This is a genomic window from Streptomyces sp. NPDC057697 (assembly GCF_042799335.1).
GTDB lineage: Bacteria > Actinomycetota > Actinomycetes > Streptomycetales > Streptomycetaceae > Streptomyces.
Window position 1 is genome coordinate 114,700 of sequence record NZ_JBHVJA010000015.1, and the last position, 14,019, is coordinate 128,718.

Annotated in this window: 15 protein-coding genes; 5 read left to right on the forward strand and 10 right to left on the reverse strand. The window is 71.6% G+C overall.

Going from position 1 to position 14,019, the window contains the following annotated elements; translation table 11 throughout:
• Window positions 1–6 precede the first annotated feature (6 nt).
• Complete coding sequence (locus ACFVFH_RS30765; protein WP_383774620.1) at window positions 7–612, forward strand: TIGR03086 family metal-binding protein; 606 nt, start codon at window positions 7–9, stop codon at window positions 610–612.
• Window positions 613–810: 198 nt separating this feature from the next.
• Here ACFVFH_RS30765 and ACFVFH_RS30770 read toward each other — a convergent pair whose 3' ends face one another.
• The gene (locus ACFVFH_RS30770) at window positions 811–1,494 is read right to left on the reverse strand and encodes an alpha/beta fold hydrolase (RefSeq protein WP_383774623.1); all 684 of its coding nucleotides are present in this window, start codon (window positions 1,492–1,494) and stop codon (window positions 811–813) included.
• 299 nt (window positions 1,495–1,793) lie between these two features.
• Between ACFVFH_RS30770 and ACFVFH_RS30775 the strand changes: the two genes are divergently transcribed.
• A complete protein-coding gene (locus ACFVFH_RS30775; RefSeq protein WP_383774626.1) occupies window positions 1,794–2,102 on the forward strand; it encodes an SH3 domain-containing protein in 309 nt (102 codons plus the stop codon).
• A gap of 211 nt (window positions 2,103–2,313) precedes the next feature.
• On the forward strand, window positions 2,314–3,192 hold the full coding sequence (locus ACFVFH_RS30780; protein WP_383774629.1) for a chitosanase: 879 nt from the start codon (window positions 2,314–2,316) through the stop codon (window positions 3,190–3,192).
• Window positions 3,193–3,301: 109 nt separating this feature from the next.
• On the opposite strand, the gene ACFVFH_RS30785 is transcribed toward ACFVFH_RS30780, so the two are convergent.
• The 9 genes from ACFVFH_RS30785 to ACFVFH_RS30825 form a co-directional block, all read right to left on the reverse strand.
• Window positions 3,302–4,744 (reverse strand): nucleobase:cation symporter-2 family protein, encoded by a 1,443-nt coding sequence (locus tag ACFVFH_RS30785; RefSeq protein ID WP_383774631.1) that lies wholly within the window; start codon window positions 4,742–4,744, stop codon window positions 3,302–3,304.
• Between the two features lie 245 nt (window positions 4,745–4,989).
• On the reverse strand, window positions 4,990–6,381 hold the full coding sequence (locus ACFVFH_RS30790) for an 8-oxoguanine deaminase (RefSeq protein ID WP_383774634.1): 1,392 nt from the start codon (window positions 6,379–6,381) through the stop codon (window positions 4,990–4,992).
• Window positions 6,382–6,426: 45 nt separating this feature from the next.
• A complete protein-coding gene (locus ACFVFH_RS30795) occupies window positions 6,427–7,824 on the reverse strand; it encodes a nucleobase:cation symporter-2 family protein (RefSeq protein ID WP_383774636.1) in 1,398 nt (465 codons plus the stop codon).
• Between the two features lie 67 nt (window positions 7,825–7,891).
• Window positions 7,892–8,839: a factor-independent urate hydroxylase gene (pucL, locus tag ACFVFH_RS30800; protein WP_383774639.1), complete on the reverse strand. Its 948-nt coding sequence runs from the start codon at window positions 8,837–8,839 to the stop codon at window positions 7,892–7,894.
• A gap of 5 nt (window positions 8,840–8,844) precedes the next feature.
• Window positions 8,845–9,237, reverse strand: a complete 393-nt coding sequence (uraH, locus tag ACFVFH_RS30805) for a hydroxyisourate hydrolase (protein WP_383774642.1) — start codon at window positions 9,235–9,237, stop codon at window positions 8,845–8,847.
• Window positions 9,238–9,242: 5 nt separating this feature from the next.
• Window positions 9,243–9,752 (reverse strand): 2-oxo-4-hydroxy-4-carboxy-5-ureidoimidazoline decarboxylase, encoded by a 510-nt coding sequence (uraD, locus tag ACFVFH_RS30810; RefSeq protein WP_383774645.1) that lies wholly within the window; start codon window positions 9,750–9,752, stop codon window positions 9,243–9,245.
• A gap of 189 nt (window positions 9,753–9,941) precedes the next feature.
• A complete protein-coding gene (locus ACFVFH_RS30815; RefSeq protein WP_383774648.1) occupies window positions 9,942–10,319 on the reverse strand; it encodes a helix-turn-helix domain-containing protein in 378 nt (125 codons plus the stop codon).
• Complete coding sequence (locus ACFVFH_RS30820; RefSeq protein WP_266428750.1) at window positions 10,316–10,567, reverse strand: thiamine-binding protein; 252 nt, start codon at window positions 10,565–10,567, stop codon at window positions 10,316–10,318. Before ACFVFH_RS30820 ends, ACFVFH_RS30815 begins: the two co-directional genes overlap by 4 nt.
• Window positions 10,568–10,665: 98 nt before the next feature.
• The gene (locus ACFVFH_RS30825; RefSeq protein ID WP_383774652.1) at window positions 10,666–11,862 is read right to left on the reverse strand and encodes a lactonase family protein; all 1,197 of its coding nucleotides are present in this window, start codon (window positions 11,860–11,862) and stop codon (window positions 10,666–10,668) included.
• Between the two features lie 224 nt (window positions 11,863–12,086).
• On the opposite strand from ACFVFH_RS30825, the gene ACFVFH_RS30830 reads away from it, so the two are divergent.
• Entirely contained in the window at window positions 12,087–12,926 is an 840-nt protein-coding gene (locus ACFVFH_RS30830; protein ID WP_383774655.1) for a TIM barrel protein, read from the forward strand.
• A 41-nt stretch (window positions 12,927–12,967) separates the two neighbouring features.
• On the forward strand, window positions 12,968–13,867 hold the full coding sequence (locus tag ACFVFH_RS30835) for a 2-hydroxy-3-oxopropionate reductase (protein ID WP_383774658.1): 900 nt from the start codon (window positions 12,968–12,970) through the stop codon (window positions 13,865–13,867).
• The last annotated feature ends 152 nt before the right edge of the window (window positions 13,868–14,019 follow it).

The following is a 14,019-nucleotide window of genomic DNA, read 5'->3' on the forward strand; positions in this document are numbered from 1 at the left end:
CACTGTATGGACACGCACACCACACCCACTCCCCCCGTCGACCTGGAGCCCGCGGCACGGCGGATCGCCGCCCTGCTCGACGGGATCGACGAAGCACGGCTGGACGGCCCGACGCCCTGCCCCGACTACACGGTGCGCGAGCTGCTCGCCCATGTGGCCGGGCTCGGCGCGGCGTTCCGCGAGGCGGCGCGCAAGAACTTCGGCCCCATGACCGACACGGCCCCCGGCGCGGGCCTTCCGGTCCTCGCCGACGACTGGCGCGAAACGCTGCCGCCCCTGCTGGACGAGCTGGTGACGGCCTGGCGCGATCCGGCCGCACGGCAGGGCATGACGAGGGCGGGCGGCGTGGACCTGCCCGGCGAGGTGGCGCTGCGGGTCGTCCTGGACGAGCTGGTGATCCACGGCTGGGACCTGGCCCGGTCGACCGGCCGTGCGTACGAGGCGGACGGAACGACTCTTCGCCTGGTGCTGGACATGCTGACACCGGGCGACGGCCGGCCCCGGGGGAGCAGCGTCTTCGGTCCGCCGGTCCCGGTCCCGGACGGCGCGCCCCTCCTCGACCGGGCCGTCGCGATGAGCGGCCGCCGCCCGGACTGGGAGCCGGGCGACTGAGCGGGGCGCACGGGAGGTGCGCCCGCGCGCGACGCACGCGGAAGTGCTGCCGACCGGTGCGGGTGTGCCGGGGCAGGGCGCCCGCGCGCGATGCACGCGGGCAGGGGCCGCGCCACCGGGCCGGACCGGCGGCGCGGCCGGTGCCCCGCACCGGGGACACCCGGCGGCCCGTCCCCCGGTCCCCCGGACGCCGCCTCCTCAGCTGGTGAAGAACTCCGTGATCTGCTGGGCGACCTGGTCGGGGTGGACCTCGTGCACCCGGTGGCCGCCCCCGATCGTGATCAGCCGGCAGTCCGGGATCATCGAGGCCATGTCCTGGAGCCTGCCCTGGGGCATGGTGGACTCCGGGCCGCCCGAGATCATCAGTGTGGGCGCGACGATCTCACCGAGACCGGCCGCCCACGCGGGGTCGGGATCGGCCACCTCGGCCCGTACGGGTGCCACCACGGCCGGGTCGTGGTCCACGGGGCCCGTCGGCTCGGCGGCGGCCCTCAGCTCGACCGGGAACGGCGGCGGGGTCTCCACGAGCACCAGCCGTTCCACCCGGTCCGGGTGCTCCTGGGCGAGCAGATGGGCGACGACGCCGCCCATGGAGTGGCCGACCAGGCCGACCCGGTCGAGCTCGCACTCGTCCAGGAAGCCGAGGACGTCGTCCCGCATCAGCTCGCAGGAGTACGCGTCCGGCCAGTCGCTCTCGCCGTGTCCGCGCAGGTCCAGGGCGTACACCCGCCACTCCTCGCCGAGCAGGGCGCCGACCGCCTCCCAGCTCGCGGCGGAGCCGCCGAGCCCGTGCAGCAGGACCACGGGCGAGCCGAAGGGGTCGCCCCAGGTCCGGTACGCCAGCCGTACGTCGCCGACATCCACTACAGACTGATCTTCCATACCCATGACGCTACAGGCGCGCGGGGCCGGACCGTTCCGCCGTCTCCCGGGGACCGCCGTACGGCTCGTCCCCGGCGCCCGTCCGGCGGCGGTCGCCGGAGCAGGCCCGCACGGGCCCGCGCCCGGCGTGCGCGGCAGGCGTCCGACCCACCCGCGCACGCCGGTGCGCACCGCACATGACCAGCGCTTTCGCTCCTGCCCGTAGATCGCTCCGGACCCGTGACCCGGCGGTCGGCGGCTCCGTTGTGGCTGTGTACGGCTCACGCCGACGTGGGCCGGAATACGGAGGAGAAAGCGACATGATGAAGAAGATGCTGCTGGCGGCGATGGTGCTGACCGCCGGTCTCGGGCTGGCGGTGAGCCCCGCCGCCCAGGCCGCGCAGAGCCCCGCCACCGCACAGGCCGCGAAGGCGCCCGCGGCGGTCTGCACCGTCAACGACAACGGGGTGAACTTCCGCGGCGGACCGGGCACCGACTACCCGGTCCTCGGGACGGTGAACCGGGGTCAGAACCTGAACTACCGCGGTCAGCAGGGCAACTGGATCATGGGCGACCTGTGGGGCGGACCCACCGGCGTCTGGATCCACGTGGCCTACCTCGACTGCTGAGGCTTCCCGCCCTCGGTCCACCCCGCGGACCTGCGGCCCCGCCGCACCGTCCGCCCCGGCCCCGCATCGCGCCTTCCGCGATGCGGGGCCTCTCGCGTTCCGGGTGAACTTCTCAACTCCTCGGTGCCGGAGGGCTGTACGGCCACGCCCCACTCTGATAGGAAAGCTTCCTAACAGACCGTCGGAACGAAGAACTCCCTTTGGAGGACTGGTGCACGCTCCCCATAAGCGCGCCGCACGTCGCAACAACCGCCCCGTGCGCATCACGGTCATCGCGGTCGGGCTGGCCCTCACGGCCATTCCCGTCACCGCCTACGCCGGTGGCCTCACCCACCAGGCGGCCCCCCACCCGGCGGCCGAGGCCCCCCGGGCCGCCGCCGCGACCGGGCTGGACGATCCGGCGAAGAAGGAGATCGCCATGCAACTGGTCTCCAGCGCCGAGAACTCCTCCCTCAACTGGAAGTCCCAGTACAAGTACATCGAGGACATCGACGACGACCGCGGCTACACCGGCGGCATCATCGGCTTCTGTTCCGGAACGGGCGACATGCTCGACCTCGTCGAGCTGTACACCGAGCGCAAGCCGGACAACGTCCTCGCGAAGTACCTCCCCGCGCTGCGGAAGGTCAACGGCACCCCCTCGCACAGCGGTCTCGACCCGAACTTCACCAAGGACTGGGCGAAGGCCGCCTCCGACTCGGCGTTCAAGAAGGCCCAGGACGACGAGCGGGACCGGGTGTACTTCAACCCGGCCGTCAAGCAGGGCAAGGCCGACGGCATCGGCACGCTGGGCCAGTTCGCGTACTACGACGCCATCGTCATGCACGGTGACGGCGACGACAGCACCGGCTTCGGCGCCATCCGCAAGCGGGCCCTGGCGAAGGCGAAGCCCCCGTCCCAGGGCGGCAACGAGACCACGTATCTCAACGCCTTCCTCGACGCCCGGGTCTGGGCGATGAAGCAGGAGGAGGCCCACGAGGACACCAGCCGGGTGGACACCGCCCAGCGGGTCTTCCTGAAGAAGGGCAACCTGAACCTGGACCCGCCGCTGGACTGGAAGGTGTACGGCGACAGCTACCACATCGGCTGACGCACCGGACGGAACGACCGCGGCGCGTACGGCGGCTCCCGAGGGATGCCGCCGTACGCGCCGCACCGCGCTCCGGCCCGGTTCCGGAAGCCGGGCGGGGCCGTCCCGATCAGTGCGCGGCCACCGGGTCCGCGGCCGTGTGGCTCCGCTCCCGTTCCGAGGGTTCCGGTTCCGGCTTCCTGCCGAGGTGGTTGAAGGCCAGGTTGAGCACGATCGCCACCACGCAGCCGGTCGAGATCCCGGAGTCCAGGACGACCAGCAGGTCCTTCGGGAACGAGTGGTAGAACTCCGGCGCGGCGATCGGGATCAGGCCGATGCCCACGGCAGCGGCCACGATCAGCGCGTTCTCGCCCTTCTCCAGCGCGGCGGTGGCCAGGGTCTGGATGCCGCTGGCGGCGACCGAGCCGAAGAGCACGATGCCCGCGCCGCCGAGGACGGGCAGCGGGACCAGCGCGATGACGGACGCCGCGACGGGCACCAGCCCGAGCACGATCAGGATGCCGCCGCCCGCGGCCACCACGAAGCGGCTGCGGACCTTCGTCATCGCGACCAGGCCGATGTTCTGGGCGAAGGCGCTGCACATGAAGCCGTTGAAGAGCGGGCTGATGGCGCTTCCCAGGGTGTCGGCGCGCAGTCCGCCCTCGATGGTCCGTTCGTCGGCCGGCCGGCCGACGATCCTGCCGAGCGCGAGCATGTCCGCGGTGGACTCGGTCATACAGACCAGCATCACGATGCTCATCGAGACGATCGCGGCGATCTCGAACTGCGGGGCACCGAAGTGGAACGGCGTCGGGAAGCCGATCAGGTCGGCGTTCTTGATGGCTCCGAAGTCGGTGATGCCGACCGGGATCGCGATCAGGGTGCCGACGACCAGCCCGAGCAGGATGGCGATCTGCTGGAGGAATCCGCGCAGCAGTTTGCGCAGCGCGAGGACGATCACCAGGGTCACCGCGGCCATGGTGATGTTGGTGGTGGAGCCGTAGTCGGCGGCCGTGGCGTTGCCGCCCTGGGACCAGTTGAAGGCGACCGGAAGCAGTGAGACGCCGATGAGGGTGATCACGGTGCCGGTGACCACCGGCGGGAAGAAGCGGACCAGTTTGCAGAAGTACGGGGCGAGCAGGAAGCCGAGCAGGCTGGCGACGATGATCGCGCCGAAGATGACGGCGATGCCGTCGTGCCCGCGGTCCTTGCCGATCGCCACCATCGGGGTGACTCCGGCGAACGAGACCCCGTTGACGAACGGCAGCCGGGCGCCGATCCGCCAGAAGCCGAGGGTCTGGAGCAGGGTGGCGATGCCCGCGGTGAACAGGCTCGCGCCCATCAGGAAGGCGGTCTCCTTGGGGCCGAGGCCCACGGCGGGCCCCACGATCATCGGCGGGGCCACCACGCCCGCGTACATCGCGGCCACGTGCTGGAGGCCGCTGGTGAACATCTTCAGCGGGGGGAGCGTCTCGTCGACCGGGTGTTTCCGGTCCGCCGAGCCCGGCTCGGGGGCGGGGTGGGGGTCGGATGCTGCGTCTGCGTCGTTGCGAAACCTGGGCGTAGCTGCCACGGCGGTTCCTCCGGTCGGGTACACGTCTGCGGTGACGTGGGTGTCAGGGAGGTGGTGCATGTGGGGCGTTGAAACAGGTGGGGCAGGTCGTGCAGCTGGTGCGGGCAGCTCGGTGCGCCGACGCGGGGGCGCGTACGGATGAGTACACGCCCCCGCGCCGGTTGCCGCGGACCCCGCTCGGGTCCGCGGCGGCCGGCCGAGGGCCGTCCCCCTCGGCCGGCCGTCTCGGGGGTGTCGCGGGAGCGTCAGGCTCCGGCGGCGATCCGGGCGAGGCGGCGGGCCTCGTCGCGGGTGGCGCGGGCGATGGCGTCCTCGTCCGCGGTGACCAGGCGGTTGTCCTCGACGACCGGCTTGCCGTCGACGAGCGAGAGGGTGACGGGGGCGGCCGCGCCGAAGACGAGTGCGGTCACCGGGTCGGCGATGGAGGCGTGCGCCAGGGTGTCGAGCTTCCAGAGCACCAGGTCGGCGAGCTTGCCCGGTTCCAGGGAGCCGATCTGGTCGGCGCGGCCCAGCACCCGGGCGCCGCCGTGGGTGCCCAGGCGCAGGGCCTGGCGGGCGTCGAGGGCCTTCTCCCGGTGGGCGCCGAGCCGGTTGATGAGGAGGGCGTTGCGCAGCTCGGTGTGGAGTTCGCCGGATTCGTTGGAGGCGGTGCCGTCGACGCCGAGGCCGACCGGGACGCCCGCGGCGAGCATGTCGGGGACCCGGGCGATGCCCGCGGCGAGCCGGGCGTTGGACGAGGGGCAGTGGGCGACGCCGGTTCCGGTGCGGGCGAAGGCGGCGATGTCGGAGTCGTTCATGTGGACGCAGTGCGCCATCCACACGTCGTCGCCGAGCCAGCCGGTGGACTCGAAGTAGTCGGTCGGTCCCATGCCGAACAGCTCGTGGCAGAACTGCTCCTCCTCCACGGTCTCCGAGCCGTGGGTGTGCATGCGCACCCCCTTGCGGCGGGCCAGCTCGGCGCCCTGGCGCAGCAGTTCGGTGGAGATGGAGAACGGGGAGCAGGGGGCGACGGCGATCCGGGTCATCGAGTCGAACGACGCGTCGTGGTGGGCGTCGATGGTCGCCTCGGTGGCGGCGAGTGCTCCGTCGAGGGTCTCCACCGCGAAGTCCGGCGGCAGTCCGCCGTCCTTGGCGCTGCGGTCCATGGAGCCGCGGGCGAGGGTGAACCGTACGCCCATGTCGCGGGCGGCCCCGATGATGGCGCCGGACAGGTCTCCGGAGCCCTGCGGGTAGACGTAGTGGTGGTCCATGGCGGTGGTGACGCCGCCGCGGGCCATCATGGCGAGCGAGCCCTGGGCGGCGGCGCCGACCATCGGCTCGTCGATGCGCGCCCAGGTCGGGTAGAGGGCGACCAGCCAGTCGAAGAGGTTGTGGTCGGTGGCCAGGCCCCGGGTGATCCACTGGTAGAAGTGGTGGTGGGTGTTGATCAGCCCGGGGGTGGCCAGGTGTCCGGTGCCGTCGACGCGGCGGACGACGTTCTGGAGGCCCTGGGGGGCCGGGCCCGCGCCGATGGACTCGATCCTGTTGCCCGCGACGACGAGATGACCCGAGGCGTACTCGGTGTCGTGGGCGTCGACCGTGGCGATGGCGACGTTCTCGATGACGATGCGGGACAGGGGGTCTGCCGAGGGTGCCATGGTGCTTCCTTCCGGAGGGAGTGGCGGTGCGGGCACGGCAGGACCCTAGGAGGATTTGAGTGCCGGGGCGGACGCGCCGCCCCGGGTGCCGAGATGGTGGAAGAAGAGGTTCAGCGCGACGGCGACCAGGGCGCCCGCGCTGATGCCGGAGCCGAGCACGGTCTGTGCCCAGGCCGGGAAGTCGACGTAGAAGGTGGGCGCGGCGAGCGGGATGATGCCCGCGCCGAGCGAGACGGCGACCAGGATGATGTTGGAGCTGTCGTCGAGGCCGGCCTCCGAGAGCGTACGGATGCCGCTGACCGCGATGGAGCCGAAGAGGACGATGCCGGCGCCGCCGAGGACCGGCATGGGCACCGTGGAGACCACCGCGCCGAGCACCGGGAAGGCGCCGAGGACCAGGAGCGCGCCTCCCGCGGCGGCGACGACGTAGCGGCTGCGGACCTTGGTCAGCGAGACGACACCGACGTTCTGGGCGAAGGCGGAGGTGGGGAAGCCGCCGAAGACGGGGCCGAGGAGGGTGGCGATGCCGTCGGTGCGCAGGCCCCGGGTGATGGTCCTGCCGTCGGTCTCGCGCCCGCAGATCTCGCCGATGGCGAGCATTCCGGCGCTGGACTCCGTCATCAGGACGAGCGTCACCAGGCAGAGCGAGATGATCGCGGCGGGCTGGAACTCGGGCGCTCCGAAGGCGAAGGGGGTCGGCAGCGCGGCGACGGGGGCCGAGCCGAGCGCCCCGAAGTCCGCCATGCCGAACGGGATCGCGGCCAGGGTGCCGATCAACAGGCCCAGCAGCAGGGCGACTTGCCGGAGGAAGCCGCGGCCGAAGCGCTGGATCAGCAGGATGACCACCAGGGTGAAGGCGGCGAGTGCCAGGTGCTTCATGCTCCCGAAGTCGGCGGCGGCCTTGTCGCCGCCCTGTGCCCAGGCGACGGGGACCGGCATCAGGGTCACCCCGATGAGGGTGATGACGACTCCGGTGACCAGCGGCGGGAAGAACCGCAGGAGCTTGCCGAAGAACGGTCCGACGGCGAGGCAGAACACGCCCGCGACCATCACCGCGCCGTAGATGGCCGGGAGCTGGTCGTCCGTGGCGTTGGTCTCGGCGATGGCGAGCATCGGCGCGATGCCGGCGGAGGAGGCGGCGTTGACGAAGGGCAGCCGGTTGCCGACGAGGCCCTTGACCCCGAGCGTCTGCAGGAGGGTGGCCACACCGGCGATGAGCAGGCTCGCGGCGATGAGCCGGGTCTGGCCCGCGGTGTCGAGGCGGACGGCCTGGCCGATGATGAGCGGGGGCGTGACCACACCCGCGTACATGGCGGCGATGTGCTGGAGCGCGGCGGGGACGAGCCGCGAGGGGTGGAGCTTCTGGTCGACCGGGTGGACCTCGGGTCCTTCCGGTGCGGTGGAACACGGGCCTTCTGCCGGCCCTTGTGCAGGCGTTGCCATGGCTGGTTGTTCCCTCCGGTGTGGCGCGTCCCCGCCGACTGCGGGCGGCGGGGACGCGCGCCCCGCGTCAGAGGTTGGTCATGTCGACCGGGATGTGCGGCTCGCAGCCGTCGCGCAGGATGGTGGCCTCGATCAGGCCGTAGGGGCGGTCGGCGGCGTAGTACACGGCGCCGTCCTTGGCTTCGTTCTCCAGCCCGAAGGCGGAGAGGTCCTGCCGGAAGTGGTGCTTGTTGGGGGCGGAGAAGCGGATCTCGTCGATCTCGCTGCGGTTGTTGATGACCCGCGAGCCCATCTGGTACAGCGTCTGCTGGAGCGAGAGCGAGTACGTCTCCACGAACGCCTGGAGGATGTGCTTCCTGGACTGCTCGTAGGACTTCTCCCACTGCGGCATGCGCTGGTCGTCGGAGGTCCAGTTGTGGCGCCACCACGTCGACAGGGAGGTGGCGAGGATCCGGTCGTAGTCCTCCTGGAGCGTCGTGTACTTGTCCTTGATGTAGCCCCAGAACTCGGAGTTCGTGGAGTTCATCACGGTCAGGTCCTTGAGCCCGGAGAGGACTTCGAACTTCGGCCCCCCGTCGCCTTCGGCGGAGTACGTGATCTGTGCGAGGCGGGTCTCCTGGCCCTTGCGGACGAAGGAGTGCTTGACCTCGTCGGCACCGATGAACCTGGAGTTGCCGTCGGAACCGGCGATGCGCTCCCAGGCGTACTCCTCGATGCGGATGCGCGCGCGGTGGATCGAGGGCTGGCTGTCCACGAAGTGCCGGGCGAGGTGGATGCCGTACTGCTCGGCCGACTCGATGCCGTACTCCTTGGCGAACGCGAAGCAGGTGTTCTTCGTGGTGTCCGTCGGGAGGCAGTGGGCGTTGGAGCCGTTGTAGTGGACGTCGTCCAGGTCGCCGGAGAGGGCGACGGAGACGTTCAGGTCCTTGATGTGGTGGGTGTCGCCGTCCCTCGTGATCTTGACGACGCGGTTCTCTGCTTTGCCGTACTGGTTCTGGCCGAGAATCGTGGGCATGTCTGCTAGCTCCCTCGGTAAACGGAGTAGCCGAACGGGTTGAGCAGCAGCGGTACGTGGTAGTGCTCGCCCGGTACGACGGCGAAGGTGATCGCCACTTCCGGGAAGAACGCACCGCTGTCCCTTACGCGGGGGGCGTCCTGCTGCGCCTCGGCTTGCTTCTTGGCTGCGAAGTACGCCTCGGTCTCGAAATCGAGACGTACATGGGTGGTGCCCTCCGGCAGTGCCGGCAGATCCTTGCATCGCCCGTCCGTGTCGGTCGCCGACCCGCCGAGGGTCACCCAGGGCGCGTCGCCGCCGCTGCGGGCGGCGAGCGTGATGGCGACGTCCGCGGCGGGGCGGCCGATGCTGGTGTCCAGGATGTGGGTGGACACCGATGCGGTGGTGTCGGTGCTCAAGACCGTCACTCTCCTTCGGTTACGAGACGGGTCAGCCGGATGCGGTTGATCCTGCCCAGTTCGGTGCGCACGATCTCGCGCTCCTGCTCGGGCGGGTTCCCGATCCGGGACTTCACCGCGTCGCGCATCTGCTCACCGGTGGCCCCGGTGGCGCAGATCAGGAAGACATGTCCGAACCGCTCCTGGTAGGCCAGGTTCAGTTCGAGCATCTCGGCCTTGAGTTCCTCGGTGGCCCCGGCCATCCCCCGCTGTTCGCGGGAGGAGGTCGGGTCTCCGGGCTTCGGGCGGCCGATCGGCGGATGACCGGCCATCGCGTCGGCCAGGTCCTGCTCGGTCAGTGCGGCCGTGGCGGCGTCACTGGCGTCCAGGAGGGCTTCCGCGGTGGCGTACGGGCGTCGGGAGAGGATCGCTCTTCCCCATGCCGCACTGGCGCACACCTCGTGCAAGGCGGTGGTGGCCTCGTCGTCCGCCAGGGTGTTGAACCGGGCGAGGCCCGGCGTGGAGCTCGAAGTCACGGGAGCCTCCGTGGCTGTTTTCGCTGTGCGTTTCCGCTTCGCTTCGGTCGGGCTGCGGATAGCTAACGCCCTCCGCAACACCACGTCAACACTTTGTTGAAATTACGCGAATACAAGAAGCCGCCGCCCGGCTCTCCGGACGACGGCCCTCCGCGATCTTCCACGGCGTTCGCTCGACTACGACCTCAACTACTCGCCTTTGGCGGCATTTTCCCTGTTCAGGTAGTTGTAGACGGTGAAGCGGCTGACCCCCAGCGCGCCCGCGACCGTCTCCACACCGTGCCGCACCGAGAAGGCACCACGTGCCTCCAGGGTCCGCACCACCGACTGCTTGGTCCGGCGGTCCAGCTCGGCCAGCGGCATGCCGTGCCGGCGTTCCATGGCGGCCAGGATGTGATCGAGCGACTCGGAGAGCTGGGGCAGCCTTACGGCTATGACGTCCTCGCCCTCCCAGGCCAGGACGACGTCGTCGGGCTCGGCCTGCTCGGGCCCGAGCAGCTCGGCGCCCATGGCGTCGACGAGCGGCTTGACCGCGGCGACGAGTGGGTGGTCCGCCGGTTCGGTCACTGGGAGTCCTCCCCGATCACATTGACCTGGAGGGACACCCGGGTGGCACCCGATGCCAGGGCCTGGCGCAGCAGGGAGTCCACCGCGGTGAGCACCTCGTCCGCCCCGCCCTCCGCCGTGTTGCCGAAGGGGCCGACGTCCACGGCGTCCAGGTCGGCCGCCTGGATGACCTCCCGGGCCACGACCGCGTGGGCGGGCGCCTCGTCGAGATCGAAGGGCTCGGTGGTGAACTCCACTCTCAAGCGCACTGTGCCTCCCTCATGCGTTCGCCGCGCGGCTGTGCGGCCCGCGGCTCGGGCCCGACCCTAACGGACCGGGGCGGGGGCCGTCCGTCGGCGGATCCGGCTCAGTTCCCGGCCGGGGGCGCGCTCGGTTCCGGCAGTACGCAGACGGCGACGGGCGCGGGGAACGCCCGGCCGGTGCGGGTCAGGCCGCCGTCCTGGGCGCCGACCCGGAAGACGGTGACCGTGCTCGATCTCTGGTTGGCCGCGAAGAGCAGTCCCCCGTCGGGCGAGAAGGCGATCTGCCGGGGGAAGTCGCCGCCCACGGGCACGGTGTCGAGCAGCCGCAGCGCGGCCCCGTCGTCCTCGACGGCGTAGCGCGTCAGGCTGTTGTGCCCCCGGTTGGCGAGGAAGGCGAACCGGCCGTCGGCGGTGACCAGGAACTGCGCCGGGTAGCTGGTTCCCGCGCCGGTCCCGGTGGACTGCGGGGCGCCCGGGGAGAGTGTGCCGGTGGCCGGGTCGTAGCCGCAGACGACCGCGGTGTTGTCGACCTCGCAGGCCAGGTAGGCGAAGCGGCCGCCGGGGTGGAAGGTGAGGTGCCGGGGCCCGGCGCCGGGGCGCAGCGCCGCGGTGGAGACCTGGCCGAGGGTGCCCGCCCGCTCGTCCAGCCGGTACGTGTACACGGTGTCGTTGCCGAGGTCCACGGCGAGGACGTGGTCGCCGTCGGGGGCGGTGATGATCTGGTGGGCGTGCGGTCCGTTCTGGCCGGGGCCGGGCGGCGGGGTGGTGTGGGCGACCAGGTCCGTGCGCTCCCCCAGCGAGCCGTCGTCCCGGACGGGGTGCACCGCGACGCTGCCCGAGGTGTAGTTCGCGGTGAGCAGCCACCGTCCGGTGGGGTGGACGGAGAGATGGGTGGGTCCGGCCCCGCCCGTGGAGCGCGTTCCCAGCACCCGGTGGCCGCCGTCCGGCGACAGGGCCACGGCGGTCACCGCGCCCGCGTCCTGTTCGTCCACCGCGTAGACGGTGGTGCCCGAGGGGTGTGCGGCCAGGTACGAGGGGTCGGCCACGCCCGTGATCACACCGCCGGGGACGATCGCCCCGGTGGCGGGGTCGTAGGTGGCCGTCCCGATCCCGGTGCCGCCGCCCTCGGCCGAGGTGTACGTGCCGAGCAGCAGCCGCCCGGTGGCGCGCGGGCGCCGGGCGGCCGCGGGGGCGGGGTCCGGTGCGGGTCCGGGGGAGCCGGGCGGCGAGGGGGCCGCCGACAGCGCGGCGCCGGTGAGGAGCGCGCCGAGGACGGTGCGTCGGCTGGTGGCGTGGTTCATGCGGGGCACCTCGTGGGGGGGGTCGGCTGCATCGGGCGCACCGGCAACCCTGGCCCGCCCCGGACCCCCTCGGCAACCGGCCCAATTGGGGTTCACCTCGCACAACCCGCCCGAAGGCGCCGGGGCCGAATTCCGGGCACCCCCTTGACAGCCGCCACACCTCCGGGCAATCTTCCGTTACGTAGAAACTAACTTCCGCAATACGGAAGGAGCGCCGAACCCTCATGGGCTACCCGGACCAGCGCTTCGATGTGAACCTGTCGATCCTCTTCACGGAACTCCCGCTCCTGGAACGCCCCGCGGCCGCCGCCGCGGCGGGCTTCACGGCGGTCGAGCTGTGGTGGCCCTGGATCGAGACCCCCACCCCCGACCAGGCCGAGCTCGACGCCCTCAAGAAGGCGCTCGACGACGCCGGCACCCGGCTGGTGGGCCTGAACTTCTACGCCGGACAGCTCCCCGGCCCCGACCGCGGCGCGCTCTCCGTGCCCGGCACGGAGTCGGACCGCTTCCGCGCCAATATCGACGTCGCGGCCGACTTCGCCGCCTCGGTGGGCTGCAAGGCGCTCAACGCGCTGTACGGCAACCGCGTCGACGGCGTCGACCCGGCCGTCCAGGACGCACTGGCCCTGGAGAACCTGGTGCTCGCCGCCCGCGCGGCCGACCGGATCGGCGCGGTGCTGCTGATCGAGACCCTCAACGCGCCGGAGTCCCCGCGCTACCCGCTGGTGAGCGCACCGGCCGGGATCGAGGTCGTCGACCGGGTCAACGCCGCGACCGGCCTCGGCAACGCGAAGTTCCTGCTGGACCTGTACCACCTGTCGATGAACGGCGAGGACCTCAGCCGGGTCATCACCGCGTACGCCGACAGGACGGGCCACGTCCAGATCGCCGACAACCCGGGCCGCGGCGCGCCCGGCACCGGCTCGCTCCCCCTGGAGCAGCTCCTCGACGAGCTGACGAAGGCCGGTTACGAGGGCTGGGTCGGGCTGGAGTACAAGCCCGGCGACCGCCCGAGCGCCGACTCCTTCGACTGGCTCCCGGCCGCCGCGCGGCCCGCCCGCTAGGGCGCCGGAGCCCCCGTACACGCTGATCGGAAGGCACCCTCATGAGCAACAACCTCCCCAAGGTTGCGTGGATCGGTCTCGGCATCATGGGTTCGCCCATGTCGGAGAACCTGATCAAGGCCGGTTACGACGTCACCGGTTACACCCTGGAGCAGGACAAGGTCGACCGGCTGGCCGCGGCCGGCGGCACCGGCGCCTCCTCGATCGCCGAGGCGGTCGGGGACGCGGACGTGGTCATCACGATGGTGCCCGCGTCCCCGCAGGTCGAGGCCGTCGCGTACGGCCCCGACGGCATCCTGGAGAACGCGAGGCGCGGCGCGCTGCTGATCGACATGTCCTCGATCACCCCGCAGACCTCCGTGGACCTCGCGAAGAACGCCGCCGAGAAGGGCATCCGGGTCCTGGACGCCCCCGTCTCCGGCGGTGAGGCCGGCGCGATCGAGGCCGTCCTCTCCATCATGGTGGGCGGCGAGCAGGCGGACTTCGACGCCGCGAAGCCGCTGCTCGAAGCGCTCGGCAGGACCATCGTGCGCTGCGGCCCGCACGGCTCCGGCCAGACGGTGAAGGCCGCCAACCAGCTGATCGTCGCGGTGAACATCCAGGCGTGCGCCGAGGCCGTGGTCTTCCTGGAGAAGTCCGGGGTCGACCTCGCCGCCGCGCTGGACGTGCTGAACGGCGGTCTGGCCGGTTCGACCGTGCTGACCCGGAAGAAGGACAACTTCCTGAACCGGGACTTCGCCCCCGGCTTCCGGATCGACCTGCACCACAAGGACATGGGCATCGTCACCGACGCCGCCCGCAACGTCGGTGCCGCGCTGCCCGTCGGCGCCGTGGTCGCCCAACTGGTCGCCTCGCTGCGCGCGCAGGGCGACGGCGGGCTGGACCACTCCGCCCTGCTGCGCTCGGTCGAGCGCCTTTCGGGGCAGCCCGTCGGGGCCTGACCGGCCCGGCACCCCAGAGACTTCCGGGCGGCGTCGGCGCCGACACCTGTCCTGTCGCGCCCAGGCACCGGCGCCGTCCGGAACACCAGCCACCAAATTCAACAAACTGTTGACGCCGGGTTCGGGGCGTACTTACGCTCCTGGAGCCCCGA

Bases quoted from the DNA above. Each gene is read 5' to 3' on its own strand.
- ACFVFH_RS30765 (WP_383774620.1), top strand. From the start codon at position 7: ATGGACACGCACACCACACCCACTCCCCCCGTCGACCTGGAGCCCGCG.
- ACFVFH_RS30830 (WP_383774655.1), top strand. From the start codon at position 12,087: ATGGGCTACCCGGACCAGCGCTTCGATGTGAACCTGTCGATCCTCTTC.
- ACFVFH_RS30770 (WP_383774623.1), bottom strand. From the start codon at position 1,494: ATGGAAGATCAGTCTGTAGTGGATGTCGGCGACGTACGGCTGGCGTAC.
- ACFVFH_RS30790 (WP_383774634.1), bottom strand. From the start codon at position 6,381: ATGGCACCCTCGGCAGACCCCCTGTCCCGCATCGTCATCGAGAACGTC.
- pucL (WP_383774639.1), bottom strand. From the start codon at position 8,839: ATGCCCACGATTCTCGGCCAGAACCAGTACGGCAAAGCAGAGAACCGC.
- ACFVFH_RS30795 (WP_383774636.1), bottom strand. From the start codon at position 7,824: ATGGCAACGCCTGCACAAGGGCCGGCAGAAGGCCCGTGTTCCACCGCA.
- ACFVFH_RS30835 (WP_383774658.1), top strand. From the start codon at position 12,968: ATGAGCAACAACCTCCCCAAGGTTGCGTGGATCGGTCTCGGCATCATG.
- ACFVFH_RS30775 (WP_383774626.1), top strand. From the start codon at position 1,794: ATGATGAAGAAGATGCTGCTGGCGGCGATGGTGCTGACCGCCGGTCTC.
- ACFVFH_RS30825 (WP_383774652.1), bottom strand. From the start codon at position 11,862: ATGAACCACGCCACCAGCCGACGCACCGTCCTCGGCGCGCTCCTCACC.